27 protein-coding genes are annotated in these 25,246 nt (G+C 70.4%); 14 read left to right on the top strand and 13 right to left on the bottom strand.

Annotation, left to right across the window (positions count from 1 at the left end; genetic code table 11):
• Nucleotides 1-65: 65 nt before the first annotated feature.
• Genes G406_RS44505 through ctaC form a run of 5 tightly spaced genes read right to left on the bottom strand, consistent with a single transcriptional unit; the run spans nucleotide 66 to nucleotide 2,781 of the window.
• Nucleotides 66-647: an MFS transporter gene (locus G406_RS44505; protein ID WP_156934672.1), complete on the bottom strand. Its 582-nt coding sequence runs from the start codon at nucleotides 645-647 to the stop codon at nucleotides 66-68.
• Nucleotides 569-829, bottom strand: coding sequence for a hypothetical protein (locus tag G406_RS53630; RefSeq protein ID WP_051341558.1), 261 nt, complete (start codon nucleotides 827-829; stop codon nucleotides 569-571). The genes G406_RS44505 and G406_RS53630 overlap by 79 nt, the downstream gene beginning before the upstream one ends.
• 35 nt (nucleotides 830-864) lie before the next feature.
• Complete coding sequence (locus G406_RS53625) at nucleotides 865-1,392, bottom strand: GNAT family N-acetyltransferase (RefSeq protein ID WP_051341556.1); 528 nt, start codon at nucleotides 1,390-1,392, stop codon at nucleotides 865-867.
• A gap of 7 nt (nucleotides 1,393-1,399) precedes the next feature.
• Complete coding sequence (locus tag G406_RS0104010) at nucleotides 1,400-1,795, bottom strand: cytochrome c oxidase subunit 4 (protein WP_028932814.1); 396 nt, start codon at nucleotides 1,793-1,795, stop codon at nucleotides 1,400-1,402.
• A 29-nt stretch (nucleotides 1,796-1,824) separates the two neighbouring features.
• A complete protein-coding gene (ctaC, locus tag G406_RS0104005; RefSeq protein WP_051341554.1) occupies nucleotides 1,825-2,781 on the bottom strand; it encodes an aa3-type cytochrome oxidase subunit II in 957 nt (318 codons plus the stop codon).
• 199 nt (nucleotides 2,782-2,980) lie between these two features.
• On the opposite strand from ctaC, the gene asnB reads away from it, so the two are divergent.
• A complete protein-coding gene (asnB, locus tag G406_RS0104000) occupies nucleotides 2,981-4,915 on the top strand; it encodes an asparagine synthase (glutamine-hydrolyzing) (RefSeq protein WP_028932812.1) in 1,935 nt (644 codons plus the stop codon).
• Nucleotides 4,916-5,282: 367 nt separating this feature from the next.
• On the opposite strand, the gene G406_RS0103995 is transcribed toward asnB, so the two are convergent.
• Entirely contained in the window at nucleotides 5,283-5,774 is a 492-nt protein-coding gene (locus tag G406_RS0103995; RefSeq protein ID WP_245607004.1) for a CGNR zinc finger domain-containing protein, read from the bottom strand.
• Nucleotides 5,775-5,841: 67 nt separating this feature from the next.
• On the opposite strand from G406_RS0103995, the gene G406_RS0103990 reads away from it, so the two are divergent.
• Complete coding sequence (locus G406_RS0103990) at nucleotides 5,842-7,230, top strand: MFS transporter (RefSeq protein ID WP_037075098.1); 1,389 nt, start codon at nucleotides 5,842-5,844, stop codon at nucleotides 7,228-7,230.
• An 11-nt stretch (nucleotides 7,231-7,241) separates the two neighbouring features.
• Here G406_RS0103990 and G406_RS0103985 read toward each other — a convergent pair whose 3' ends face one another.
• The 3 genes from G406_RS0103985 to G406_RS0103975 form a co-directional block, all read right to left on the bottom strand.
• Nucleotides 7,242-8,180, bottom strand: a complete 939-nt coding sequence (locus G406_RS0103985) for a carbohydrate kinase family protein (protein ID WP_425414563.1) — start codon at nucleotides 8,178-8,180, stop codon at nucleotides 7,242-7,244.
• Between the two features lie 134 nt (nucleotides 8,181-8,314).
• The gene (locus tag G406_RS0103980) at nucleotides 8,315-8,674 is read right to left on the bottom strand and encodes a HesB/IscA family protein (protein ID WP_028932808.1); all 360 of its coding nucleotides are present in this window, start codon (nucleotides 8,672-8,674) and stop codon (nucleotides 8,315-8,317) included.
• Between the two features lie 143 nt (nucleotides 8,675-8,817).
• Nucleotides 8,818-9,960 (bottom strand): glycerate kinase family protein, encoded by a 1,143-nt coding sequence (locus G406_RS0103975; RefSeq protein WP_028932807.1) that lies wholly within the window; start codon nucleotides 9,958-9,960, stop codon nucleotides 8,818-8,820.
• A 44-nt stretch (nucleotides 9,961-10,004) separates the two neighbouring features.
• Between G406_RS0103975 and G406_RS0103970 the strand changes: the two genes are divergently transcribed.
• On the top strand, nucleotides 10,005-10,652 hold the full coding sequence (locus G406_RS0103970) for a DUF3043 domain-containing protein (protein ID WP_028932806.1): 648 nt from the start codon (nucleotides 10,005-10,007) through the stop codon (nucleotides 10,650-10,652).
• Nucleotides 10,653-10,656: 4 nt separating this feature from the next.
• On the opposite strand, the gene G406_RS0103965 is transcribed toward G406_RS0103970, so the two are convergent.
• Nucleotides 10,657-10,857: a hypothetical protein gene (locus tag G406_RS0103965; RefSeq protein WP_028932805.1), complete on the bottom strand. Its 201-nt coding sequence runs from the start codon at nucleotides 10,855-10,857 to the stop codon at nucleotides 10,657-10,659.
• Nucleotides 10,858-10,881: 24 nt separating this feature from the next.
• Here G406_RS0103965 and cobU point away from each other — a divergent pair, with 24 nt between their 5' ends.
• Genes cobU through cobS form a run of 3 tightly spaced genes read left to right on the top strand, consistent with a single transcriptional unit; the run spans nucleotide 10,882 to nucleotide 13,279 of the window.
• Nucleotides 10,882-11,424, top strand: a complete 543-nt coding sequence (gene cobU / locus G406_RS0103960; RefSeq protein ID WP_028932804.1) for a bifunctional adenosylcobinamide kinase/adenosylcobinamide-phosphate guanylyltransferase — start codon at nucleotides 10,882-10,884, stop codon at nucleotides 11,422-11,424.
• Between the two features lie 24 nt (nucleotides 11,425-11,448).
• A complete protein-coding gene (cobT, locus tag G406_RS0103955) occupies nucleotides 11,449-12,534 on the top strand; it encodes a nicotinate-nucleotide--dimethylbenzimidazole phosphoribosyltransferase (RefSeq protein WP_028932803.1) in 1,086 nt (361 codons plus the stop codon).
• Nucleotides 12,515-13,279, top strand: coding sequence for an adenosylcobinamide-GDP ribazoletransferase (cobS, locus tag G406_RS0103950; RefSeq protein WP_028932802.1), 765 nt, complete (start codon nucleotides 12,515-12,517; stop codon nucleotides 13,277-13,279). The genes cobT and cobS overlap by 20 nt, the downstream gene beginning before the upstream one ends.
• 124 nt (nucleotides 13,280-13,403) lie before the next feature.
• Here cobS and G406_RS0103945 read toward each other — a convergent pair whose 3' ends face one another.
• Nucleotides 13,404-14,531, bottom strand: a complete 1,128-nt coding sequence (locus tag G406_RS0103945) for a branched-chain amino acid aminotransferase (RefSeq protein ID WP_051341548.1) — start codon at nucleotides 14,529-14,531, stop codon at nucleotides 13,404-13,406.
• Between the two features lie 477 nt (nucleotides 14,532-15,008).
• Here G406_RS0103945 and G406_RS0103940 point away from each other — a divergent pair, with 477 nt between their 5' ends.
• A complete protein-coding gene (locus G406_RS0103940) occupies nucleotides 15,009-16,094 on the top strand; it encodes a tetratricopeptide repeat protein (RefSeq protein ID WP_156934671.1) in 1,086 nt (361 codons plus the stop codon).
• Here the strand turns inward: G406_RS0103940 and G406_RS44495 are convergent.
• Entirely contained in the window at nucleotides 16,091-17,347 is a 1,257-nt protein-coding gene (locus tag G406_RS44495) for an APC family permease (protein WP_051341547.1), read from the bottom strand. The genes G406_RS0103940 and G406_RS44495 overlap by 4 nt on opposite strands.
• A 127-nt stretch (nucleotides 17,348-17,474) precedes the next feature.
• Here G406_RS44495 and G406_RS0103930 point away from each other — a divergent pair, with 127 nt between their 5' ends.
• From G406_RS0103930 to G406_RS0103905, 6 genes are all read left to right on the top strand, one after another.
• Nucleotides 17,475-18,983, top strand: a complete 1,509-nt coding sequence (locus tag G406_RS0103930) for a leucyl aminopeptidase (RefSeq protein ID WP_028932799.1) — start codon at nucleotides 17,475-17,477, stop codon at nucleotides 18,981-18,983.
• Between the two features lie 139 nt (nucleotides 18,984-19,122).
• Complete coding sequence (locus G406_RS0103925) at nucleotides 19,123-19,707, top strand: biotin transporter BioY (protein WP_037075095.1); 585 nt, start codon at nucleotides 19,123-19,125, stop codon at nucleotides 19,705-19,707.
• Nucleotides 19,704-20,984, top strand: a complete 1,281-nt coding sequence (locus G406_RS0103920) for a class I adenylate-forming enzyme family protein (RefSeq protein ID WP_084215761.1) — start codon at nucleotides 19,704-19,706, stop codon at nucleotides 20,982-20,984. Before G406_RS0103925 ends, G406_RS0103920 begins: the two co-directional genes overlap by 4 nt.
• Nucleotides 20,981-22,108 carry a thiolase family protein gene (locus G406_RS0103915; RefSeq protein WP_028932796.1) on the top strand — a complete coding sequence of 376 codons (1,128 nt, stop codon included), beginning with the start codon at nucleotides 20,981-20,983 and terminating at the stop codon, nucleotides 22,106-22,108. The genes G406_RS0103920 and G406_RS0103915 overlap by 4 nt, the downstream gene beginning before the upstream one ends.
• Nucleotides 22,105-22,779, top strand: coding sequence for an energy-coupling factor ABC transporter ATP-binding protein (locus G406_RS0103910; RefSeq protein ID WP_028932795.1), 675 nt, complete (start codon nucleotides 22,105-22,107; stop codon nucleotides 22,777-22,779). Before G406_RS0103915 ends, G406_RS0103910 begins: the two co-directional genes overlap by 4 nt.
• Nucleotides 22,776-23,390, top strand: coding sequence for an energy-coupling factor transporter transmembrane component T family protein (locus tag G406_RS0103905; protein WP_028932794.1), 615 nt, complete (start codon nucleotides 22,776-22,778; stop codon nucleotides 23,388-23,390). The genes G406_RS0103910 and G406_RS0103905 overlap by 4 nt, the downstream gene beginning before the upstream one ends.
• A 6-nt stretch (nucleotides 23,391-23,396) precedes the next feature.
• Here G406_RS0103905 and G406_RS0103900 read toward each other — a convergent pair whose 3' ends face one another.
• Nucleotides 23,397-23,732, bottom strand: a complete 336-nt coding sequence (locus G406_RS0103900; RefSeq protein WP_028932793.1) for a hypothetical protein — start codon at nucleotides 23,730-23,732, stop codon at nucleotides 23,397-23,399.
• A gap of 129 nt (nucleotides 23,733-23,861) precedes the next feature.
• On the opposite strand from G406_RS0103900, the gene lpdA reads away from it, so the two are divergent.
• The gene (gene lpdA / locus G406_RS0103895) at nucleotides 23,862-25,244 is read left to right on the top strand and encodes a dihydrolipoyl dehydrogenase (RefSeq protein WP_028932792.1); all 1,383 of its coding nucleotides are present in this window, start codon (nucleotides 23,862-23,864) and stop codon (nucleotides 25,242-25,244) included.
• The last annotated feature ends 2 nt before the right edge of the window (nucleotides 25,245-25,246 follow it).

The following is a 25,246-nucleotide window of genomic DNA, read 5'->3' as shown; positions in this document are numbered from 1 at the left end:
GAGAAGCATCCGGGCGCAGCCCGCGCACCCAACTGCCGGCCGGCGACGATAACCGGCCCCGAACCTCACCTGCCCCGGTCCAGGCCATAGTAGAAAGAACCACGGGCAAAACCGCTGCTATCGGCGACGAGCCGGACCGCGATCATCGTCAGGGAGAACGCGAAGTAGCCGAGCGAGGCGATCGTGGCGTCCGCCCCGTTTCCGACCAGCAGCAACGCGCTCCAGTCGTTGATGGTCCCTCCCACCAGGAACCCGCAGAACGCGATCACCCCGAGCGCGAGCAACGCCCGGCTCGGCACGACCAGAGCCGCGCCGCCCTGTCCCGGGACGGCCCCGGTCAGGAAACAGCCGATCGCGGCCGCCAGTGCGGCCAGGAGAAGACCGCAACCCGCGAGGGAGAAGTGCACCTGGATCGGGACCTCACGGGCCGCCAGGAGGGCACTCAGACCCGATCCGAGCAGTCCGCCGATGTTCCAGAAGGCGTGGAATCCGGCGAAGATCGGTCGTTGGTAGACCCGTTCGACCCGGGCGGCGTGCGCGTTCATCGAGACGTCGAGCACGCTGTTGCCTACGCCGAACAGAACCAGTGCCGCCACGAGCGTCGGCAGTCCGCCGCACAGCAGCGCCGCCCCGACCAGCACCCCCATCGGCTGCCGATCTTCGTGATCAACGGGCCGGCCGCCAGCAGTGCGGCCACCGAGCCCGCTGCGAGCCCGAACAGACCGACCGCCATCTCGGCCGAACCCAACCCGACGTGCGCGGCGACGGCGGGGACCCTGGATGCCCAGGTGGCGAATGCCGCACCGCAGACCGCGAACACCACGGACACGCCGAAACGTGCGCGCCTCGGCGGCGCCTCGGGACTCAGATCGGGGCGGGCCGGTCGATCGCGTAGTGCGCGATCTTGACCTCACGCCCGTCTTCGAACTCGGTCTCGTCCCGCTGCCAACGCAGGCCGGCCTTCTCCATGACCCGGCGGCTCGCCGAGTGGTCGACTGTCGTCTCCGCGCAGACCCGCCACACCTCGGGAACGCTCAGCAGGTGTTCGACGACCGCGCCCAGCGTCTCGGTGGCGTAGCCGCTCCCCCAGCAGGACTGCGCGAAGTCGTAGCCCACGGTCACCGTGCTCGGCTCAGCCGTCCGGGCACAGGTGACCGCGCCGATGACCGCATCGTCGAGCTGACGGACCACCAGCCACGGACCGAGGTCGGGCCGGTCGTCGTCCTGCTCACCGGTCATCGGATAGAGCGCGACCAGCCGAAGGATCTCGGTGGCCATCGAGGAGGGGTAGCCGTCCGCGAACGTCAGGCTGTCGGGCTCGGTGTCGGACAGGGATCGTTCCGCTTCCCCGGCCGTCAGTGGTCGGATGACCAGCCGAGGACTCAGAATCACGTAGGCCCTAGTGCCCCGGCGGAATGTGGTACTCGAACAGCAGGCCGCCGATCATCACGATCAGCACGACAGCCGAGATCACGATCGCCCAGATGAAGAAGTAGGCGACGCTGACGCCGAGCATCGCGGCGCCCGCCGCGAGACCGATGGGCCAGTAGCTGCCCGGGCTGAAGAAGCCCAGGTCACCCGCGCCGTCCGCGACCTCGGCCTCAGGGTTGTCCTCGGGGCGGGTCTCCAGGCGACGCGACACGAACCGGAAGTACGTGCCGATGATCAGCGACAGCCCGCCCGTGAGGGTCAGGCAGGCGATGCCCACCACTTCCTTCGACAGGACCCCGTACGCAATCGCGCACAGGAAGAAGAAGACCGTGCAGATTTCGAAGATGCGGGATTCGACCTTCATCGCGCCATCGCTCCTTTCCGTGACCGGGGTCAGCCGTTGTTGTTGCGTTCCGCGGCCGAGCGGATCGTGCGCTCGGTGTGGAACGGGTACGTGGTGGTTGCCTGCGGGGCGCACAGGTCGCCGCAGTTCAGCGCGGCGAGAGCCTCACCCGCGCTGTTCGGCACGCCGGTGATCGCGTTCGTCTGGGTACGCAGCTGCAGGTAGCGCTGGTAGAGGTCCGGGCTGATCGCGCGCACCTCGAAGTTCATCTGCGAGTGGTAGCTGCCGCACAGCTCCGCGCACCGGCCGACGAACGCACCCTGCTTCTCGATCTTGTCGATCACGAAGGTGTTGTCCTGGTCGTTCTTCTCCGGGTCCGGGAAGACGTCCCGCTTGAACAGGAACTCCGGAACGAAGAACGAGTGGATGACGTCCTGCGAGTTCAGCGTGAACTCGATGCTGCGATCGGTCGGCAGGACCAGCAGCGGGATCGTCTCGCTCGTGCCGAGCGTGCTGATCGGCTTGCCGGTCGGGTTGTCCGGGTAGTCGAACTTCCAGTTCCACTGAAAGGCCGTGACCCCGACCTTGACGTCCGGCCTCGGAATGCTCTTGTCGACGTCGTTCTGGACCACGACGGTGTAACCGAAGATGGCCGCGACGATGATCGTCGGCAGCACGACGCTCACGATCTCGACAGGAAGGCTGTACTGGAACTGCCGGGGCAGCTCACCCTCACCCTTCTTGCGGTGGAACGCGACGGTCCATGCCGTCATGCCCCACACGATCACGCCGACCACCAGCGACGCGAGAGCCAGAATCGTCCAAAGCTGCCGCATCTCCAGGGCCTGCGGGGTTACGCCCTCCGGCCAGCCGAAGCGAATCGCCTCGTTGACCGAGCATCCGCTTGCCGAGACCGCTACAACGGCGGCCAGGACTGCGACCTTGATCGCCTTCCCGTACCGGGTGCGCCCCTCGCCCACTGCTCGCTGCCTCCCACGCTCAGTCATCGTCGGTAGCTCCCCCAAATGGCGGAACAGCGGCTACCTCGCGTCGCAGCCTATAAGAAACTTTCGTCGCCGCCGCGCGAGGGTTGTCCAGTCCGCCCGCGTGGCGCGAAATCCACCCCGGCATACTCTTGCTCTTCTCCGGATTGCAGATATGCAGGACCTTCTCCGACACGTGAGATGGAAGGGGCGATCGCTCCTCGTGTGTGGGCTACTTGGACTACTGACGGCTCGAGCGGATGCGCCTGACCGGGCGGGTTCGCTGACCGACGCGTTGCGATGTTCTCGCCACCGCGGTCCCGACGAGACGGACGTGTGGCACAACCAGGACGTCGTCTTCGGCTTCAACCGGTTGGCGTTCATCGACCTCGCCAACTCCCACCAGCCGCTGCACTGGGCTCCCGACGGCTCCGACTCGGCCGACGCCCGGTACGCACTGGCCTTCAACGGTGAGATCTACAACTACCTGGAGCTGCGCGAAGAGCTGATCGCCGACCACGGCGCCCGGTTCAACACCGAGGGCGACGGCGAGGTGATCGTCGCCGCCTACCACTACTGGGGTGCCGACGCGGTCCGCCGGCTGCGCGGCATGTTCGCTTTCCTGATCTGGGACGCCGAGCAGCGCCTGCTGTTCGGCGCGCGCGACCCGTTCGGCATCAAGCCGCTCTACTACATGCCCGGCCCGGACGGGATCCTGTTCGCCAGCGAGAAGAAGTGCCTGCAGGAGCTGGCCGGCTCGCTGAGCCTGGACCAGCCCGCCCTGCAGCACTATCTGATGCTGCAGTACGTGCCGGAACCGGCCACGATGCACCGCGAGATCCGGCGTTTCGAGTCGGGTACGCAGTTCACCGTCCGGCCCGGCGAGGATCCGGTGACCGAGCGGTATTTCTCACCTGTGTTCTCGCCCACTCCGGTTTCCGGGCCGAGTGGCAAGGCCGCCTTGTACGAGCGAATTACCGATGTTTTGCGCGATTCGGTGGCGAAACACATGCGCGCCGATGTGACGATCGGCGCATTCCTGTCCGGCGGCATCGACTCGACCGCGACCGCCGCGCTGGCCAAGGAGTTCAACCCGGACCTGATCGCGTTCACCACCGGGTTCGAGCGTGAGGGCTACTCGGAGGTGGACGTCGCCGCCGAGTCCGCCGAGGCGATCGGCGTCCGGCACGTCATCCGCACGGTCAAGCCGGACGAGATGATGGACGCGCTGCCGCTGATCGTCTGGTACCTGGACGACCCGGTCGCCGACCCCGCGCTGGTGCCGTTGTGGTTCATCGCGCGCGAGGCCCGCCAGCACGTCAAGGCCGTAGTGTCCGGCGAGGGCGCGGACGAGCTGTTCGGCGGCTACACGATCTACCGCGAGCCGCTGTCCCTCGCACCGTTCGAGAAGGTCCCCGGCGGGCTGCGCAAGGCGATGGGCCAGATCTCCACCCGTATCCCGGACGGCATCCGGGGCAAGGACCTGCTGCGCAGGGGCGCACTGTCGCTGGAGCAGCGTTACTACGGCAACGCGCGCATCTTCCGTGAGGAGCAGCTGGCCGGCGTCCTGCGCCAGTACGACCCGCGCCGCTCCACCCAGGAGATCACCGCCCAGTGGTACCGCCAGTCCCAGGACTGGGACCCGGTGGCCCGGATGCAGCACATCGACCTGTTCACCTGGCTGCGCGGCGACATCCTGGTCAAGGCGGACAAGGTGACCATGGCCAACTCGCTCGAGCTGCGGGTTCCGTTCCTGGACCCCGAGGTGTTCAAGGTCGCCTCGACGATCCCGCTCGAGGAGAAGATCACCGGGACCAACGCGTCCGGCACGACGAAGTACGCATTGCGCAAGGCGCTGGAGTCGGTGGTGCCCGCGCACGTGCTGCATCGCCGCAAGCTGGGCTTCCCGGTGCCGATCCGGCACTGGCTGCGCGACGAGATGTACGACTGGGCCGCCGCGATCATCCGGGACAGCCAGACCGATCACCTGCTCGACCTGGGGGCGGTCCGTCGCATGCTGGAGGACCACCGCACCGGCCCGCACGACCACAGCCGGCGGATCTGGACGCTGCTGGTGTTCATGCTCTGGCACGGCATCACCGTGGAGGGGCGTATCCGTCCGGAGATTCCGGAGCCGCAGTACCCGGTTCACATCTAGCCGCTGCCCGCGTCTCCACGTGAGTGGCAAGGGCGTCTACCGCGAAGCGGCGCCGCAGGCGTAGGCACTCGGAGCACTCACGACAGCTTTTCCGTCGTGAGTGCTCCGGGCGCCTATAGGCGCCCTTGCCACTCACGAGTCGACGGCGAAGCCGAGATGCCTTGAAGCCGGGCACGGGCTAAGCCGGGCACGGGCTAAGCCGGGTACGGCCGTGGTCCCGACCGCGTGCACAGAGTGCACGGCCCCGGGGTCCCTCGTGAGTGCTGAGGCCGCCTATAGCCGCCCTGGACCCTCACGACGATGAAGCTGTCGTGAGTGCCCAGAGCGGCTACGCTTCGCGCCCCTTCGGGGTAGACGGCCTCATCACTCACGAGGGGATCTTGGGCTTTCCGGCTCGGTGTCGGCGGACCGCGTCGCGGTTGGCACACGGCTGGGAGCAGTAGCGCTGCCTGCCCCCTCGCGTGAAGTCGATGTAGGCGTTGCCGCAGTCCGGCAGCGCACAGCGCCCCAGCCGGTGCATGCCCTTCTCGCTGAGGTGATCCGCGGTCATGACGCTGATCGCCGCGCTGATGACCCGGCCGAGCCCGAGTCCGTCGTCCCGGTAGTGCAGATGCCATCCGGTGCTGCCCTCGTGGATGCTCAGCCTGGGGTGCGCGGTGTAGTCGGCGAGCAGGCCGTTGAGCAGGTCGATCCGCTGTCGCTCGCTGTCCGCATCGACCACCTCGGCCCACCTGACCAGGTAGGCCCGCACATCGATCAGGTCCTGCTCCACCGGTGGACGCTCGGGCACGACGCACGCCGCCAGCCAGCGCTCCACGAGGTCGGCCAGGTCGACCGGCGGACGGTTCGTGAGGTCCACCACAACTCGCAGGCACGGCTCCGTGTAAGGGTTCTGCAGCACAAGGTCATTACAGCACGGTAGAGGCATGTCTTCCGTTGCCGCTCCGGCCCGCACGAACTGGCTCCCCCTGGTGGCCAGCTGTCTCGGGACCTTCCTGCTGCTGATCTACACGACGATCGTCACCGTCGCCCTGCCCCACATCGGCGCCGACCTGCACGCCGGGTTCGGGGCGCTGCAGTGGATCGTCGACGTGTTCACCGTCGCACTCGCCGGTCTCCTGCTGGGTATGGGATCGCTGAGTGACAACCTGGGCCGCAAACGGCTCTATCTCGGCGGGCTGGTCCTGTTCACCATCGCCACGCTGAGCTGTGGTTTCGCCGGATCGGCCACCACGCTGATCATCGCAAGGGCGGTGCAGGGCATCGCGGGCGCGGCCATGTTCGCGACGATCCTGCCGCTGATCGGGCTGACCTACCACGGCGCGGATCGGGCCAGGGCATTCGCCGTGTGGGGCACGGTCGCCGGCATCGCCGGGGCGGTCGGCACCGTCGCGGGTGGGTTGCTCGCCGAGTTCCTGGGGTGGCGCTGGATCTTCTTCTGCTCGTTGCCGCTCGCCCTGGTGGCGATCGTGCTGGCGGCGAGGACGCTGTCCGAGAGCGAGCGGTCCGCGAACCGCATCGACTACGCGGGCATCACGACGTTCACCCTTGCCACGACGAGCCTCACCTTCGCTGTCATCCACGGCGGCGAAGCAGGGTGGGGCGCCCCCGGCACACTCATCGCACTCGGGGTCACGGCGGTGACCGTCCCGCTGTTCGTTCTGGTGGAGCGATCCGGGAGGCACCCGATGGTGCCGCTGACGCTGTTCGGGACCCGGCGGTTCGTCGGCGTGCTCGTGGTGGCGTTCGGGTACTACTTCGCCACGTTCGGCGCCGGCCCGATCATGTCGCTGTGGCTGCAGGAGCACATCGGGTTGAGCCCGACCGCCACCTCGCTCGTGCTCGGCGCACAGATCGTCGTGTTCTTCATGGTGTCCGCGCTGATCAGCGGGCGGCTGCACAGCCTGCCACCCGGGCGGGTACTCGGCGGCGCCACCGTGCTCATCGGGCTCGGCTGCGCCACGGCGCTACTGGTGTGGGGCTGGGCCAGCTGGCTCGCCCTGGTTCCGGCGCTGCTGATCACCGGTCTGGGCGCGGGCATGGTCTCGCCGGTCTTCCCCGCGGTGGCGATCGCCGCGGTGCCGCCGTCCTATGGAGGCACGGCGGGCGCCGCGGCGAACAGCTCGCGTCAGTTCGGCCTGGCGCTGGGTATCGCGCTGTGCGGCACCCTGTACACGAGCCAGGGCCCCGGCCTCGGCAACGCGACCTCCGGGCTGGTCCTCGCCATGTCGGTCTGTGCGGCTCTCGCGCTGGTCAGTGGGCTGGCGTGCGCGTGGCTGCTGCGCACCCGCCGGGACGCGGCGGGTGCGCGGTGACACCCTGGGGATCAGCCCTCCGGCAGGACAGAGGCGATCTCGTCCGCCGCTTCGGGGCCGTAGGCGGCGCGCAGCCGCTCCAGTGCGTCGGCCCGGTGCCAGGTCCACTCCTGCGGTCCGTCGGTCTCCAGGACGTACACGGCGACGAGTGAGCCGAGCTGCGCGGCCCGCTCCAGGGACAGCCCGCCGCCGATGGCGGCGAGGAACCCTGCGCGGAACGCGTCACCGACACCGGTCGGGTCGACCTTCCCGGTCTCCGGGACGACCCCGACCTTCAGCTCGGTGCCGTCCTTGCTGACCAGCAGCACGCCGTTCTCACCGAGTGTGGTGATGCGCACATCGACCCGCTCCAGGACCTCGGCGTCGGTCCAGCCTGTCTTGCGCAGCAGCAGTTCCCACTCGTAGTCGTTGGTGATCAGGTAGCGGGCGCCTTCCACCAGCTGCCGGATCTCCGGGCCCTCCATGCGGGCGAGCTGCTGGGACGGGTCCGCGACGAACGGCAGTCCGAGCTCACGGCACTCCTGGGTGTGGCGCACCATCGCCGCCGGGTCGTCTGCCCCGATCAGCACGATGTCCAGCCCGCCGGGGAGCTTCGAGGCGGGCACCAGCGAGATGTCGCTCGCGCGGCCCATCGCGCCCACGTAGAAGGACGCGATCTGCCGCATGTCGGTGTCGGTCGTGCACACGAACCGCGCGGTGTGCAGGTCCTCGTGCACCGCGACCTGCGAGCAGTCCACACCGAGCCGCTCCAGGTCGGCGCGGTACTCACCGAAGTCGGCCCCGACCGAGCCGATCAGCACCGGCGAGCCGCCGAGGACGGCCAGCGCGTAGGCGATGTTCCCGGCGACCCCTCCTCGGCGGACGATCAGCTCGTCGACGAGAAAACTCAGCGAGACGCGCTCGATCTGCTCGGCGATCAGCTGGTCGGCGAAGCGGCCAGGAAAGTGCATGAGGTGGTCGGTCGCGATGGAACCGGTTACGGCGATAGGCACGAAGCATGACCTTACTGCCATGAAACAGGCCCGCGCCGGACTGAGTCCGGCGCGGGCCTGTGAGATTCGGCTGATTCTCAGCCTGGTTCAGATCAGTTGAACGAGTCGCCGCAGGCGCAGGAGCCGCCGGCGTTCGGGTTGTCGATCGTGAAACCCTGCTTCTCGATCGTGTCCACGAAGTCGATCGTGGCACCCTGCAGGTAGGGGGCGCTCATCCGGTCGACGCCGACACGCAGTCCGCCGAAGTCGCGGTACAGGTCGCCGTCCAACGAGCGGTCGTCGAAGAACAGCTGGTAGCGCAGGCCGGCACAGCCACCGGGCTGAACCGCGATGCGCAGGTGCATGTCGTCGCGGCCCTCTTGGTCGAGAAGGGCCTTCGCCTTCAGCGCCGCCGCCTCGGTCAGCTCCACGCCGTGCGTCTGTTCAGTGGTGGTGCTGTTGTCGACGGTCATCTGCTCTCCCTCGCTTCTGTGTCAGGTGGCGGGTGTTCACCCGTTCGCCTTGTTTGACTCGCTTCACTCAACACGAGTAACGCGCCGGATGTTCCATCCCGCACTGGTGACTCCTCCATCGTGACACATCTGGCGAGTGACGGTCAGGGTGAGCTGCTCCACTGGCCGGCCAGCTCGGCGGCCAACGCGGACAGCGTGCCCGCCGGGTCCGCCATCGACACCTCGGCGCCACCGGCGTGCTCGGCGACCGAGTAGGCGTCCTCGACGCCGACGGACGCCGCTTCCCTGCGCCCGACGCTGACCTGCCCGGCCAGCACCAGGCACGGAACACCCCGTTCGGCCGCCGCCGAGGCGACGGCGGTGATGAGCTTGCCGCGCAGCGACTGCCAGTCGAAGCTCCCCTCCCCGGTGAGCACGAGGTCCGCCCGGTCGAGTGCGGCGTCCAGCCCGCACAGTTCACGCACCAGCCCGGAACCCGACACCCGTTCCCCGCCACACGCGAGCAGTGCGGCGCCCAGTCCGCCTGCCGCGCCGCCCGCCGGGGCCTCCGCCAGCTCGGCGGCGTCGCGGCCCACGGCGGCCGCGAGTACCGCGACGTAGCGCTCCAACGCGGCGTCGAGGGCCGCGACGGTCCCGGGGTCCGCGCCCTTCTGCGGGCCGAACACGGCGGCCGCGCCGTGCCGGCCGAGGAGCGGGTTGTCCACGTCGGCCGCGATCACCAGCCGAGTCCCGTTCCTCAGCCTCGGGGCCCCGGACAGCGAGGCACAGGCGGCCAAGGTGAGGCCACCGTCGCCCAGTACCGCGCCCGACTCGTCGAGCGGCTCGGCGCCGAGTGCGGCCAGCGCGCCGGCGCCCCCGTCCGTGCAGGCGGATCCACCCAGCCCGACGACCACGCTGGTCACCTCGGGGTCGGCGGTCGCGGCGGCGATCAGCTCGCCGACGCCCCTGCTGGTCGCGGCACCGGCCGAGACCGCGTCCAACGGCCGGGTCGGGATCAGGTGTAGGCCGCAGGCCCGCGCCGCCTCGATGTACGCCGTGCCGTCCACCACCAGCCACTCGGCGTCGACCTGGCCCCCGGCCAGTGGCCCGGTCACCTTCAAGGCGTGGAGCCGACCGCCCAGCACGGTGTGCAGAACGTCCAGGAACCCGGTCCCGCCGTCCGCGAGGGGCAGCTCGCGCAGCTCGTCGGACGGAGCGGTCCGTCGCCACCCCGTCGCGATCGCCGATGCGGCCTCCGTGGCGGACAGCGTGCCGCCGAACGAGTCGGGAGCGATCACAATGCGCACCCGAAGGACGCTACCGGGCCCGTTGGACAGTATTGTCTGTCGACGTGAGGTTTCTGCGCCACCAATCCGCCGCTGACGACGCCAAAGCTGTGTCATCCGAGTCCGGCTCGGAGTCCGACGGCGGTACCGAGGATGCGCTGAACCCGCGCGGCTTCACCCCGGCGAAGGGTCGCCCGACGCCGAAGCGCCGCGACGCGGAAGGCAAGCGCCGAGGGCCGGCTCCGCCCCCGCCGAAGACCCAGCGCGAGTCGATGAAGCTGGCGAAGCAGAACCGGGCCAGCCGCGCCGAACGGCGCAAGGAGAACATGGCGCGGCGTGGTCGGATCGCCAGCGGCGAGACGCTCCTGCCGAGGGACCGGGGCCCGGTCAAGGCCTTCGTGCGCGACCTCGTCGACTCCCGCAGGCACGTGATCGGCCTGTTCATGCCGCTCGCCGGTCTGGTGTTCGTATCGCTGATCGTGCCCGTTCCGCAGGTCCAGCAGATGTTCAGCCTGTTCTGCATGGCGATGATGGCCGCGATGATCCTCGAGGGGATCCTGCTCGGCCGTCGCATCACCAACCAGGCACGCGAGCGGTTCCCCAAGGAGCAGATCTCCGGGCTGTCCCTCGGCTGGTACGCCTTCGCCAGGGCCAGTCAGATCCGCAAGCTGCGCACGCCGAAGGTCCGGGTCAAGGTCGGCGACAAGGTCTAGCCGGTCAGGACTGCTCGTGCAGGCTCATGGGTCCGTACACCTCGGAGTCGCCGTCGAGCAGTGTGACCGCGTGCACACCGTCGTCGAGCAGGTCCGGCCACGTCTCGGTGAACCACGACTCGGCCTCGGTCTGGTCGGTGAACGTCTCGTCCGGGCCGGACGTCGGGTTGCCGTGCTCGTCGAGGTATCGCCAGCTGTAGCTCACGAGTGTGGAAGGTAGCGTGCGCCCGTGCCCGACGCTGTCCGACGCACCCTGGTTCTCGGCGGTACCCGCTCCGGCAAGTCCGCCTACGCGGAGGACCTGCTGCCCTCGGACCTGCCCGTCCGGTATCTGGCCACCGCCAGGATCGATCCGGCGGACGGCGAATGGACGGCCCGGATCGATGTCCATCGGGCACGCCGTCCGTCGACGTGGACGACCGTCGAGACCGCGGAGGTGGCCGCCGAGCTGCTGCGTTCGCACCCGGACCCGATGATGGTCGACGATCTGGCCACGTGGCTGACCGGCGCCATGGATGATGCAGGCAGCTGGTCCGACGAGCCGGGGGCACCCGCTGAGCTCGCCCATCAGGTCGATGCGTTGGTGCGGGCGGTGCGGGACTGCCGGTGCCGAGTGGTCCTGGTCTCGGCCGAGGTCGGGCTCGGCGTGGTCCCGGAAACCCGTTCTGGCAGGCTCTTCCGGGACGAGCTCGGTGCGCTCAACGCGCGCCTGGCGCAGGTGTGCGATGAGGTGGTGCTGCTCGTCGCGGGCATCCCGCTGAAGCTTCGGTGAGCGCCCTCAACACTAGGAGGTTCGGTGGAGTTCCCGGCGATCGTGGCGCCCGATGACGGGGTCGGCCGTCAGGCGGTGGCGAGACATGCCCAGCTGACCAAACCGCTCGGCTCGCTCGGCCGACTCGAGGAGATCGGTGTCTGGCTCTCCGCGTGCCAGGGCAACTGCCCTCCGCGCCCGATCACCCGGCCACGCGTCGTCGTGTTCGCGGGCGACCACGGCATCGCGCGCCACGGCGTCTCCGCGTACCCGTCGGAGGTCACCGGCCAGATGGTGAGCAACTTCCTCGCCGGAGGCGCCGCGGTCAACGTGCTCGCCTCCGCCGCCGGTGCCACCGTCCGGGTCGTCGACCTTGCCGTCGACGGCCAGACCTTCCCCGCGGCGCCGGCACAGGTCACCCGGTACAAGGTTCGTCGCTCCAGCGGCCGGATCGACGTCGAGGACGCGTTGACCGCGGAGGAGACCGAGGAGGCGATCGCCGCCGGGCGCAGTGTCGCCGACGAGGAGGTCGACCGGGGCGCCGACCTGCTGATCGCGGGTGACATGGGCATCGGCAACACCACCGCCGCATCGGTACTGATCGCGGCGGTGACCGGTGCCGAGCCGGTGGCGGTGGTCGGCAGGGGAACCGGGATCGACGACGCGGGCTGGATGCGCAAGGCGTCCGCGATCCGCGATGCGCTGCGCAGGGCACGCCCGGTCCGCCGGGACCCCGCTGGCCTGCTGCGCACCGCGGGCGGTGCCGACCTGGCCGGCATGGCCGGTTTCCTCGCGCAGGCCGCGGTTCGCCGGACCCCGGTGCTCGTCGACGGGGTGGTGGTGACGGCGGCGGCGCTGGTCGCCGACGAGATGGCGCCGGGAGCACGCGAGTGGTGGCTCGCCGCGCACCGGTCCGTCGAACCGGCGCACACACTCGCGCTGACCCACCTCGGCCTCGACCCGGTGCTGGAGCTGGACATGCGTCTCGGTGAAGGCTCCGGCGCGGTCGTCGCGCTACCGCTCGTGGCCATGGCGGGCCGAATCCTCGCCGAGATGGCGACCTTCGCCGATGCGGGCATCAGCGGCGCCCCCACCGAGACCCCCGAACTCGATGACCAGCCCGCTCCGTGACGGGCCCCGTCTGGCGCTGAGCTGGCTCACCGTGCTGCCGGTGCGCGGGCCCGCCACGGTCGACCGGACCGTGGCGGGCGCGGCGATCGGCTGGGCCCCGCTCCCCGGTGTCCTGCTCGGAGCGCTCGCCACGGGCCTGCTCTACGGGCTCGACTACATCGGGATGCCCGGGCCACCGGCCGGACTACTCGTGGTCGCCGTGCTCGCGCTGGCCACCAGAGGCATGCACCTCGACGGGCTGGCCGACACCGCGGACGGTCTCGGTTGCTACGGCGCGCCCGACCGCGCGCTCGCGGTCATGCGCGACGGAGGTGCCGGCCCGTTCGCCGTGGCCACGCTCGTCCTGGTGCTGGGGCTGCAGGCCACCGCGCTGGGTCAACTGGCCGGCGCGCCGCACCAGTGGCCCTCGGTACTCATCGCGGTCCTGGCCGGGCGCTGTGCCTTCGGCTGGTGCTGTCGACGCGGCATCGCGGCGGCACGGCCGGAAGGTCTCGGCGCGTTGGTGGCCGGCACCCAGCGGCCCTGGGCGGCCATGCTGCCCTGGGTGCCGCTGTCGGCCCTCGCCACCTTCGCGGTGCCGGACCGCCCCTGGCAGGGACCGCTCGCGGTCGTGCTCGCGGCCACGCTGGTCGTCGTGCTGTCGGCGCACACGACCCGCAGATTCGGCGGCGTCACCGGCGACGTACTGGGCGCGGCGACGGAACTGACCACGACAACGATCCTGCTCTGCTGCCTCCCCTCGTGAGTGGTGAGGCCGTCTACCCCGAAGGGGCGCGAAGCGTAGCCGGTCTACGCACTCACGACACGCTTTTCGTCGTGAGTGCGTAGACCGGCTATAGGCGGCCTCAACACTCACGAGGCCCGAGGCCCTAGACGCGCGCCTGAGCCGGCGTCAGCTGGTGCATCCACCCGTGCGGATCCGAAGCGGTCCCCCGCTGGATGTCGGTCAGGAGCTTGCGCAGCTGCATGGTGATCGGGCCCGCGCCGCCGTCTCCGACCCGCACCGCCCCACCCGAGTGCTTGACCCCGCTGATCGGGCTGATCACCACCGCGGTGCCCGAACCGAACACCTCGGTGATGCTTCCGTCGGCCGCGCCGTCGAGCCATTCCTGCGCCGACACCTTGCGCTCGGTCACGCGCAGGCCCAACTCCCCGGCCAGGGTCAGCACCGAATCGCGGGTCACGCCGTGCAGGACGCTGCCGGACAGCTCCGGCGTCACGAGCTCGGCGTCCGCCCCGGACCCGTAGACGAAGAAGATGTTGTTGCTGCCCATCTCCTCGATCCAGCGCCGCTCACCGGCATCCAGGTAGACCACCTGGGCGCACCCGTTCTCCGTGGCCTCCTGCTGCGGCAACAACGACGCCGCGTAGTTGCCACCACACTTGGCCGCGCCGGTCCCGCCGGGTGAGGCGCGTGTGTACTCGGTCGCCAGCCACACATCGACCGGCTTGATCCCGCCGCTGAAGTACGGCCCGGCCGGCGAGGCGATCAGCAGGTACAGGTACTCGGCCGCCGACCGCACCCCCAGCCCGACCTCGGTGCTGATCAGGAACGGCCGCAGGTACAGCGACTCCTCACCACCGGCGGCGGGCACCCACGCCTCGTCGACCGCCATCAACGCACTCAGCGAACCGAGGAACAGCTCATCCGGCAGCCCCGGCATCGCCATGCGCGTCGCCGATGTGCGGAACCGCGCGGCGTTGACCTCGGCACGGAACGACGCGATCGAGCCGTCGGGCTGACGGTAGGCCTTCAGCCCCTCGAAGATCTCCTGCCCGTAGTGGAACACCATCGCGGCGGGGTCGAGTGACAGCGGACCGTAGGGCTGCACCTTCGCGTCGTGCCAGCCCTCGTCTACCGACCACCGGATCGTCACCATGTGGTCGGTGAAGTAACGACCGAAACCAGGATCGCTCAGGATCTCTACCCGGCGCTGCTCCGATGCGGGGGCCGGGTTCGGTGTCACGGGGAAGGAAGGACTGGACGGCGTGCTCATGAGTGCACGGTAGCTCGAAACGCAACTCGAAAGGTTGGACCTCCCAGTATCTGGGCCTGTTTCGCGCGACTTTTTTCCGTGACTGGCCTTTCGGACCTGTTCCGCGCGGAGCCGGCCTTCGCCGGAACTCCTATCGGAGCTCTCGCGGAGCCGACTATGTGGGTGGCGTGGTCCCGCCGGGGTTCGTGGAAACGGCGACGCCGCGCAGTCTGTGGTCACGACGCGCGGTGTGCACGTGGCGCGGTGTGGGCTGGAGGTGCGCGGTGTCACCGATGTTGATCACCCGACAGGTGCGGACTGCGCTCCGAGGGGGTGCGGACAACCGATTGACAAGCCGTCTGGAGTGGCTGGTGTTTCCACCGAGGCAGCCGAGAGGTGCTCGGGGGACCGATTTCCACAGGTTGGACGATGCGCTTCGGTCACCCAGGGCGCACAATCTAGCTGTCAAGGCGACTTTCGTAGGTGGAGGTGACGCCGTTGCTGGATGGGCGTGCATCCTCCAGAGGGTTCAGTGTCGGCCTCGCCGCGCTCGTCGAGGACCTGAGTCCGGCTCCGGCTCGGCACGACCGGGTCGGTTCGGCGTCCGATCTCGCCAGAGCCGCGCGGCTGCGACAGGAGCTCGCACTGCGCCAGGCCCGTGCGGGCCAGCTCGAGAACGCCTGCACCTCGGTGGAAGGGGCGGTGCGCCTCTACCGCCGGCTGGCCTGCGCCGAGCCTGCCCGCTACCAGCCGGAGCTCGCGCTGACCCTCACCGCGTGGGGTCTGTGGTCGTCACGGCTGGGTGAGTCGGCGCGAGCCGCACGAGCACTGAGCGACGCGGTCGCGCTGAACCGTGTCCTGGTGGACCGTTCGAGCTGGCTGCGGCCGATGCGACGGGTGCGGCTGCGCGTCGCGCTGGCCGTGTCGCTCAGCAACCTCGGCGACGCCCACGCACAGCTCGGCGAGCTCACCGACGCCACCCACGCCGCCGAGGAGGCCGTCGCGCGGCTGCGTCAGCTGCGAACCGACAGCCGCCTGTACCGAATGCTCTCCCGAGGTGACCCGCTCGGCTTCGACCACTGCCTCGCCTCGGCGCTGAACAATCTCGCGGTCGTCCTCGCCGATCGCGGCCGTCGGCTGCCGGCCTGGGAGCTCGCGGTGGAGACCGCCGACATCTACCGGGAGCTGGCACGGGTGGCGCCGGTGATGTTCGAGTCGGAGCTCGCCCGCGCGCTGCACAACCTGGGACTCGCGGCGGTCGAGATCGGGCACTCGGAGATCGCGCTCGCCGCGACCCGCGACGCCGTCGCGCTGCAGCGCTCATTGGTCCGCACCGAGTCGTTCGAGTACCGGCAACATCTCGGCCGGGCGCTGTGCTCGTTCGCCAGGGTTCGCGCGTGCATCGGGCACGATCTCGACGAGGCCCTGCGCGCCGCCGAGGAAGCCGCCCGGATCCACGAGGAGCTGGTCCGTTCCCGTCCGGAGGCGTTCAGCGGCGACCTGCATGCCGCGTACCGCACGGTGTCCGACGTCGAGCGTGCACTCGGCAGGCCCCCGATTCCCCGGCCGCGCCCGGAGTCCTAGCCCGGCGCGCGCCTGGACACCCGGTAGGCCAGCAGAACCCCCAGGACCAGGAGCGAAGCGCTGACCAGCACCTGGGTGAGCGGCAACAGGACCGCGAGCACCAGACACAGCGGCAACCCGAGCAGCGCGGTCCACATCGGAGAGTTCCGGTCCGGCACACACGACCTCAGCGCGGCACGGTTGACCTCCGCGCTGTGCACCAGCAGGCAGCAGGCGGCGAGCCCCACCGCCCCGACCGGCCCGGCCAGAACCGCGATCAGCACCGCGCCGAGAGTCGCCAGCACGTCGATTCGCCACGGCCGCGCACGACGGTTCGTCCGTACCAGCCAGGCGGGCAGGTCGCCCCGGCCGGCCATGGCGGACGCGGCGCCACCCACCGAAGCCAGCACGGTCAGCATCGCGGCCACTGTCGCGGCGGCGGCCGCGATCCGGACCAGGGCACCCAGCGCGGGCGCGGTGTCGGTGCTGGAAGCCACCGCCAGCGGCGCGAGCGTGTCCGCCAACCTCGCCGGCCCCAGGGAATGCAGCAACGCGCCACCGACCGCCAGATAGAGGAGAACCAGGACGAGGAACGCCACCACCAGCGTCCTGCCCCCACGATGTCTCGGGCGCTCGGTGAGGGCGTCCAGCCGCGGAAATCCGGCGAACGCGAAGAACAGCAGGCCCGCCGCGGTCAGGATGCCCAGCTGCCCGGCCCCCGGTGCCGGCATGCCCGAGGGCGGCTCCATCGGGATCTCCGCCGCCTCCGCGTGCCCGGTCAGCCCCACCGCGACGACCACGGCGAGAACCGACAGCACGGCGACGACCAGCACGCGCGCCCCACGAGCGGTGACCGTCACCCCCGCAACGGTCAACGCGCCACCGATGACGATCATCGGGATGGACGCGCACAACAGGTCGCTCGGCAGGACGTGCGTGGCGAACACGCCACCGGCGGCCGCGGCGGCAGCGGTCCTGCCGGTCAGGAAGGCCACATCCCCCAGCCTGCCCGCGGACGGGACGAGCGCTTCTCCGCGCCGAGGTGCCGGCAACCGCCTGTTCAGCTCGGCCGCGGACACGGCGGAGCACAGCGAGGCCAGCCCCGCCAGTGCGAGCGCGAGCAGCAGCCAGGACCCCGCCGCTCGCGCCGCCGGTGCGAACACGATGAACACACCGGTACCCAGTCCGCCGGCCAGCGCGAGCAGCACGGAGTCGGCGGAGCGCAGCCTTCCGGGCAACCCGTCCAGCGCCGAATCGGGCACCACTGTGGCCATGGGTCAAGCTTCGCATCGGATGTCGCCCATTCGGACGCACCCGAGTGTCATTAGCATCTCGAACAGGAGTCGATCCACCGGAAAACGCAACTGATCCGGTAACCGAGTCGCATCGTTGAGGAGTTTCGTGAGCGCGCCTGAAGTCAGTCTGGTCACTGGATCGGCAGCGTCGGCGGAAGCCGACGCCCTGGTCATCGCCCTGCGTCCGGGAGAGGACGGCCCGACGCTCGCGGGCGAGGCGAGCGATGTCGTCGCCGCGTTCGGTGACTCACCCGGTGACCTTCTGGAGCTGCTGGCGCTGGCCGGTGCATCCGGTAAGGCCGACGAGGTCGTCAAGTTCCCCACCCGGGGCACGATCTCCGCGCCGTTGCTGGTCGCGGTCGGTCTGGGCAAGGCCGTCGAGAACGACGATGCCGCGTCCGCCGAACAGGTGCGCCGTGCCAGTGGCGCGGCCGCACGCGCACTCGCCGGCACCGAACGGGTGGCCAGCACCCTGTCCCGGCTGGACCTCGCCGCCGCCGTCGAGGGCAGCGTGCTCGGCGCGTACTCGTTCACCGAGTACAAGAGCAACGGTGCGGGCAAGGAGCCGGTCCGGCGGTTCACGCTGCTGAGCGACAAGGCGAGCGAGGACGACGAGGCGACGCTCACCCGGGCGTCGGCCGTCGCGGACGCGGTACTGACCGCGCGGAACCTGATCAACACCCCACCCAACGACCTGTTCCCGGCCAGTTTCGCCGAGCGGGCGTCGGCCATCGGTGCGGAAGCCGGCCTCGAGGTCGAGGTGCTCGACGAGAACCAGCTGGCCGAAGCCGGTTTCGGCGGGGTTCTCGGTGTGGGAAGCGGCTCGTCACGCCCGCCGAGGCTGGTCCGTCTGCGCTGGTCGGGCGGGGACTCGCCGCGTGCGTCGGTGGCGCTCGTCGGCAAGGGCGTCACGTTCGACACCGGCGGTATCTCGATCAAGCCGGCGGCCAACATGGATCACATGACCTCGGACATGTCCGGGGCCGCGTGTGTGGTCGCCACGGTGGCGCTCGCCGCGCGTCTGGAGCTGCCGGTCACGGTGACCGCGACCGTGCCGATGGTGGAGAACATGCCGTCCGGGACGTCGTACCGGCCGGGTGACGTGCTCACCATGTACGGCGGCAAGACGGTCGAGGTGCTCAACACCGACGCCGAGGGCAGGCTGATCCTCGCCGACGCGATCGTGCGCGCCGCCGAGGACTCCCCCGACTACCTGATCGAGACGTCCACGCTGACCGGTGCGCAGCTCGTCGCGCTGGGCATGCGCACCGCCGGTGTGATGGGCAGCGACGAGCTCCGGGACCGGGTGGCGGCGCACGCCAAGGACACCGGCGAGGGTGGCTGGGCGATGCCGCTGCCCGAGGAGTTGCGCGCCGACCTGGACTCGCGGCTCGCGGACCTGGCGAACATCACCGGCCACCGGTGGGGCGGCATGCTCGCGGCCGGGGTGTTCCTGCGTGAGTTCGTCGCCGAGGGCCTGCCCTGGGCACACATCGACATCGCGGGGCCGTCCTTCAACACCGGCGGCCCGTGGGGCTACACGGCCAAGGGTGGCACCGGTGTCCCGGTCCGAACCCTGGCCGCGGTCCTGACCGACATCGCCGAGAACGGCTGACACCACTCGGCGGCACTTCGCACACCGTCGTGTCCCGTCGCACACGTCCGGACGTGTGCGACACAGCACGACGGTGTTCGAAGTGCCGATGGACACTGAGTGCGGCTCGTTCGGGCGAGCTGGAGCTAATCTGCTGAGCGTGTCCGCGCCCCGCGCTTCGTTCCCCGCCGCGACGATCGCCAAGACCGTCGTCTTCGCCGCGTTCATCGCTGTCCTGGGCATCTTCCCCGGCTTCTACGTGGGCGGATCGGGCGTGCCGATCGTGATCCAGAACATCGGGCCCCCGCTCGTCGGCGCGATCCTCGGCGCCCGTCGAGCGACGGCATCGGTCCTGTTGCTCCTCGCGCTCACCGCCGTCGGGCTGCCGCTGCTGTCCGGCGGACGAGGCGGAATCGCACCGTTCATCGGACCCAGCGGCGGCTTCCTGCTCGGCTGGCCGCTGTCCGCGCTCGTCGTCGGGCTCGTCGTGGAGCGGGCCAGACGCCGGGTGTTCCGGGTGCTGCTCGCCGCGATCGCGCTCGGAGTGCTCGTCGACTACACGATCGGTGTCCCGTTCCTGTGGGCCTACACCGGCGACCTGACCGCCGCGGTGGTGGGTTCGCTCGTGTTCGTGCCCGGCGACATCGCCAAGACGGTGATCGCCGCCGCGGTCGCCGCCGTCCTGCACCGGGCACTGCCCGACACCCTCACCGTCCCGGCCTCGGGCAGCTCGACCACCCCGTGACGACGCCGAACCCACCGATCCTCGGCGACGCACATGTCGACGCCGGGCTGCTCCGGCAGGCACACGCCTGCGCGGCCGCGCTGGCGAGACGCGGCATCCGCCGAGGAGATCGCCTGGCGGTCGACTCCCCGGAGACGCTCGGCTGGTTCCTCGGGGCCGACCTGCTCGGTGCCGCAACGCTCGTCGTCGAGCCGTCCTGGACACCCCGCGAGCGAGACGCCGTGCTGGCCCAGGTCGGGCCTCACCACGTCGTCTCCGGTTCCGTGCCCCCACCGGACGGAGTCACGGTGGCACCTCAGGGTGACGGGGAGACGCACTTCTACCTGCCCACGACGTCCGGCAGCGGCGGACGGCCGAAGGTCCTGATCCGCACTCGTTCGTCGTGGACGCTCAGCTTCACCGCGCTCGGAGACCTACCCGGCCCGGTGCTGGTCCCCGGGCCGCTCAGCTCGTCACTGTTCCTGTTCGGCGCTCTGCATGCACTGGCGACCGGTGCCGAGCTGCACCATCGACCGCGATGGAGCCCGGAGCATGCCCGAGGGGCCGTGAGCGTGCACCTGGTCCCCGCGATGCTCGCGAGCCTCGTGCACGAGCTGGAACGCCGGCCCGGACCGTGCGCGCTGCGCACCGTCGTCTGCGGCGGCGCGCACCTCGCCCCCGCGCTGCGTGCCCGCTTCACGCGTGTCCTCCCCGATGCCGAGCTGATCGAGTACTACGGCTCCGCGGAGCACTCGCTGATCGCGATCCGCCGCGGCGAGGGTGACCTGCGCCCGGTGCCCGGCGTCGAGCTGCGGACACGTGACAGCATTCTCTGGGTGCGTTCGCCCCTGACCTTCAGCGGATACCTGCGCGACGGCGCGCTGGAACCCGCCGGGTCCGGATGGTCGACGGCGGGCGACCGGGCCGAGCTGTCCGCCTCGGGGGCATTGACCGTGCACGGCCGGGACAGCACGACGATCTCCAGCGGCGGCAAGCTCGTCGCGGCGGAGGAGGTCGAGTCGGTGCTGCGCGACGTCCCGGGTGTCGAGGACGTCCTGGTCGCCGGTACCCCGCACCCCAGGTTCGGCACCGTGGTCACCGCGATCATCGAGGCGCACGACCCTCCCGCGCTGGCGCGGCTGCGAGCGGTCGTCCGCGCCAGGCTCGAACCCGGCAAACGCCCTCGACGCTGGCTGGTCACCAGCGAGCTGCCGCGCACACCGTCCGGCAAGGCCGCCCGCGCGGTCGTGGCCGAACAGCTCGGCGCGGGGACGTTGCGCTCGGAACCGCTCCGGTGACCTCCCACCCGGACACGACACCGGTCGTCGTCGCGGCCCGTCGCAGCCCGATCGGCACAGCGGGCGGCTCGCTGCGGCGCCACCCGGTCGACGAACTGGCCGCGCCCGTGTTGAGGGCGGTACTCGACGACGTCGGCGTCAGCGCGGTGGACGACGTGCTGCTCGGCAACGTGTTCGGCCCAGGGGGTAACCCGGCTCGGGTCGCGGCGCTGCGCGCCGGGCTCGGCGCACAGGTCCCCGGGGTCACCGTGGACCGCCAGTGCGCCAGCGGGCTCGCGGCCATCACGCTCGCCGCCGCCCTCGTCAGAGCAGGCGAGGGCGAGGCGTACCTGGCGGGCGGGGTGGAGAGCGCCTCCACCGCGCCGCACCGGGCGTGGCCGACCGACCCACCGACGCGATACTCACGCGCCCCGTTCGCACCGACGGACATCGGCGACCCCGACATGGGGCCGGCCGCCGACCTGGTCGCCGCCGAGGCCGGTGTCTCCCGTGAACGGCAGGACCGGTTCGCGGCCCGCAGCCACGACCGGGCGGTACGCGCACAGCGGCTCGGGCGGTTCGCCGCCGAGCTGGTCCCGATCGGCGAAGTCGTCGCCGACGAGCGCCCGAGGTCGGGCTTCACCCTCGAACGGCTCGCGCGGTTCCGCCCGGCCTTCTCCTCCGGCGGAACCGCGACGGCGGCGAACTCGTGCGGCGTCAACGACGGCGCGGCGGCCGTGCTCGTGGTCAGTGAGAGGTTCCGCCGCGAACGCGGCCTTCCCGGCCTGCGGCTCGTGTCGCACGCGACGTCGGCCGTCGACCCCAACCGTCTCGGTCTGGGCGCCGTACCGGCGATGCGCCAGGTACTCGCCGGCGCCGAGGTCCCGGACATCGTCGAGTTCAACGAGGCGTTCGCCGGTCAGACACTCGCCTGCCTGGACGCCGCCGGGATCGACGAGCACGCGGTCAGCCCGGACGGCGGGGCGATCGCGCTCGGCCACCCGTGGGGTGCCTCGGGCGCGGTGCTGGTCGTGCGGCTGTTCACCGGCCTGGTCCGAGGAACGGGTGCGGCCGGTACGGGGCTCACCGCGCTGTCCGCCGGAGGTGGCGTGGGCGTCGCCGCGTTGTGGGAGGCCGTCCGGTGATCGAGTTCGACCAGGTGGGACACCGCTACGGCGAGCGGGTGGTGCTGGACGGCATCCAGCTGACCCTGTCGCAGCATCGGGTGGCCTTCGTCGGGGTAAACGGATCCGGCAAGTCCACGCTCGCCCGGATGATCAACGGTCTGGTGCTGCCGACGACCGGCCAGGTCCGGGTGCACGGGCTCGACCCGGCCCGGTCGGGCTCGGCTGTACGCCGACGGGTCGGCTTCGTGTTCACCAACCCGGACAGTCAGATCGTCATGCCGACCGCGGGCGAGGACGTCGCGTTCTCCTTGCGCCGTAGCGGGTTGAGCCGGTCGCGGCGGGCGGAGCGGGCCGCCGAGATCCTTGCCGAGTACGGGTTGGACGGGTACGCCGACCATCCCGCGCACCAGCTGTCCGGTGGCCAGAAACAGCTGCTCGCCCTGTGCGGGATGCTCGCGCTCGATCCGGACGTGCTGGTCTGCGACGAGCCGACGACCCTGCTGGACCTGCCCAACAAACGGCGCTTCCTCGAGCTGCTCGCCACGGTCCGTCAACAGGTCGTCCTCGTGACCCACGACCTGGACCTGCTGGACGGCTTCGACCGCGTGGTCGTCCTCGACGGTGGCCGGGTCGCCGCCGACGACACCCCGGGACCCGCGCTGCGTCACTACCGGAAGCTAGTCGAATGACCCGGTTCGGGTTGTACGAGCCCGGTTCCAGTGTGGTGCACCGCGCGCCACCCGGGCCGAAGTTCCTGGTCCTGCTGGTGTTCGCCGCGACGACGTTCGTGATCGGGTCGCCGGTGTGGCTGGGCGTCTGCCTCGCGGTGGTCGGGATCGGCTTCGCGGTGGCGCGCATATCCCTCGGTTCGGTCCTGCGGCTGGCTCGCGCGTTGCTGCTGGTCGCCGTGGTGGCCGTGGCGGTGCAGCTCTGGCTGGTCGGGCACCGGGAAGCCGTCGCGCTCGGGCTGCGCCTCGTCGCCGCGCTCGCCTCCGCAACCCTGTTCACACTGACGACGAGGGTCGAGGACCTCGTCTCCGCCGTCGAACGAGGTCTGCGGCCGCTACGCAGGTTCGGCGTCCGGCCGGAGCTGGTCGGTCTGTTCGTCGGGCTGACGATCGCCGCGATCGGGTCGCTGTCCGACATCGCGGCGTCGGTGCGCGAGGCCGCGCTCGCTCGCGGCGCCGGCCGCTCGGTCACCGCGTTCGCCGTCCCCTTCCTGATCCGGACGATGCGCCATTCCGATGAGCTGGGAGAGGCGCTGGCCGCCCGCGGCGTCGGTGACCAGGAGTCGCGGTGACGGCGCTCAGCGCTTCTCGTCACCGCGACGGGTGCCGCGCTGCCTGGCGTCGTAGTCCCGCATGCGCCGGGGATAGCCGAGCAGCTGCACGTCGTACACCGGGATCTTCAGCTCACGCCCCAGCTTGCGTGCGCCCGACGGGCCCGCGACGCGCCGACGGGTCCATTCACCGTCTTTCGCCACGAGCACGACGGTGGTCTCGGTCACCGACGTCCTCGGCTCCACGTAGGCCTCGACGCCGACCCGCGCGCCTGCCCATCCCCGCAGGTAGTCGGCGTCTTCCGGCCCCGCTCGACGCGTGGTGCCCGCCCGCTGACCTCGTATGCGATCCCACATACCCATCGGTGCCCCTTCCCCGATCTCCGGGACTGAGTCGATACCGATGCAACGTTCTGGACGCGTCGTTTTCTCCCCACGCAACCAAGGTGACAAGATGGTCTACGAAGCAGTTCGCTATGCAGGGAGATGGATGTGGCCGACAGCACCGCTGACCTGGTAATACTCGGAGGCGGATCGGGCGGTTATGCCTGCGCGTTGCGTGCCGCCGAGCTTGGTCTCTCCGTCGTGCTGGTGGAGAAGGACAAACTGGGGGGCACCTGTCTGCACCGAGGGTGCATCCCGACCAAGGCACTGCTGCACGCCGCCGAGGTCGCCGACGCAGCGCGCGAGGGTGACCAGATCGGGGTCAAGAGCTCCCTCGCCGGCATCGACATGGCAGGCGTCAACGCCTACAAGGACGGCGTCGTCGGTCGCCTCTACAAGGGCCTCCAGGGTCTGGTCTCCTCTCGCGGCATCACCTACGTGTCCGGCAGCGGCACGTTCGTCGGACCGAACGTCGTCGAGGTGGACGGCGAGCGCTACACCGGCCGCAACGTCGTGCTGGCCACCGGGAGCTACGCGCGCAGCCTGCCCGGTCTCGAGGTCGGTGGCCGGGTCGTCACGAGCGACCACGCGCTGAGCCTGGACTTCGTCCCGGAGCGGGTCGTGGTGCTGGGCGGCGGCGTCATCGGCGTCGAGTTCGCCAGCGTGTGGCGCAGCTTCGGCGCCGACGTCACGGTGGTCGAGGCCCTGCCGAGGCTCGTACCGAACGAGGACGAGTTCGCGTCCAAGCAGCTCGAGCGCGCGTTCCGCCGGCGCAAGATCAAGGCGAAGACCGGGGTCAAGTTCACCGGGGCCACCCAGACCGACGACAGCGTCACGGTCAACCTGGAGTCCGGCGAGTCGCTCGAGGCGGACCTGCTGCTCGTCGCGGTCGGACGCGGTCCCAACACGGCGGGCCACGGGTACGAGGAAGCCGGCATCCGGATGGAGCGCGGTTTCGTCCTGACCGACGAGCGGCTCCACACCAACCTGCCGAACGTGTTCGCCGTCGGTGACATCGTGCCCGGCCTGCAGCTGGCGCACCGCGGCTTCCAGCAGGGCATCTTCATCGCCGAGGAGATCGCCGGGCTCAACCCGGCCGTGATGGACGAGGCCGGTATCCCCCGCGTCACCTACTGCGAGCCCGAGGTCGCCTCGGTCGGTCTGACCGAGGCCCAGGCCAAGGAGCGTTTCGGCGACATCCAGACGCTCACCTACGACCTGGCCGGTAACGGCAAGAGCCAGATTCTGCGTACCTCAGGTGCCGTCAAGCTGATCAAGGCAGGCGCCCAGGGCACCGAGGGCCCGGTGGTCGGCGTGCACATGGTGGGTGCGCGGGTCGGCGAGCTGATCGGCGAAGCGCAGCTGATCTACAACTGGGACGCGCACGCCGAAGACGTCGCGGCCCTGATCCACGCCCACCCCACCCAGACAGAGGCGCTCGGTGAGGCTCATCTCGCCCTCGCCGGTAAGCCACTGCACACCCACGGCTAAGA

This window comes from Actinospineispora spinosispora DSM 44797 (genome assembly GCF_000429025.1).
GTDB lineage: Bacteria > Actinomycetota > Actinomycetes > Mycobacteriales > Pseudonocardiaceae > Pseudonocardia > Pseudonocardia spinosispora.
Note: the sequence above shows the minus strand (reverse complement) of the source record. Positions and strands in the feature narration are given on the sequence as shown.

What these genes read in the sequence shown, in the direction of transcription:
- G406_RS44505 (WP_156934672.1), bottom strand. Translation starts at nt 647, where the DNA reads ATGGGGGTGCTGGTCGGGGCGGCGCTGCTGTGCGGCGGACTGCCGACG.
- G406_RS0104010 (WP_028932814.1), bottom strand. Translation starts at nt 1,795, where the DNA reads ATGAAGGTCGAATCCCGCATCTTCGAAATCTGCACGGTCTTCTTCTTC.
- ctaC (WP_051341554.1), bottom strand. Translation starts at nt 2,781, where the DNA reads ATGACTGAGCGTGGGAGGCAGCGAGCAGTGGGCGAGGGGCGCACCCGG.
- G406_RS0103990 (WP_037075098.1), top strand. Translation starts at nt 5,842, where the DNA reads ATGTCTTCCGTTGCCGCTCCGGCCCGCACGAACTGGCTCCCCCTGGTG.
- G406_RS0103985 (WP_425414563.1), bottom strand. Translation starts at nt 8,180, where the DNA reads ATGCACTTTCCTGGCCGCTTCGCCGACCAGCTGATCGCCGAGCAGATC.
- G406_RS0103980 (WP_028932808.1), bottom strand. Translation starts at nt 8,674, where the DNA reads ATGACCGTCGACAACAGCACCACCACTGAACAGACGCACGGCGTGGAG.
- cobS (WP_028932802.1), top strand. Translation starts at nt 12,515, where the DNA reads ATGACCAGCCCGCTCCGTGACGGGCCCCGTCTGGCGCTGAGCTGGCTC.
- G406_RS0103945 (WP_051341548.1), bottom strand. Translation starts at nt 14,531, where the DNA reads ATGAGCACGCCGTCCAGTCCTTCCTTCCCCGTGACACCGAACCCGGCC.
- G406_RS44495 (WP_051341547.1), bottom strand. Translation starts at nt 17,347, where the DNA reads ATGGCCACAGTGGTGCCCGATTCGGCGCTGGACGGGTTGCCCGGAAGG.
- G406_RS0103905 (WP_028932794.1), top strand. Translation starts at nt 22,776, where the DNA reads ATGACCCGGTTCGGGTTGTACGAGCCCGGTTCCAGTGTGGTGCACCGC.
- G406_RS0103900 (WP_028932793.1), bottom strand. Translation starts at nt 23,732, where the DNA reads ATGGGTATGTGGGATCGCATACGAGGTCAGCGGGCGGGCACCACGCGT.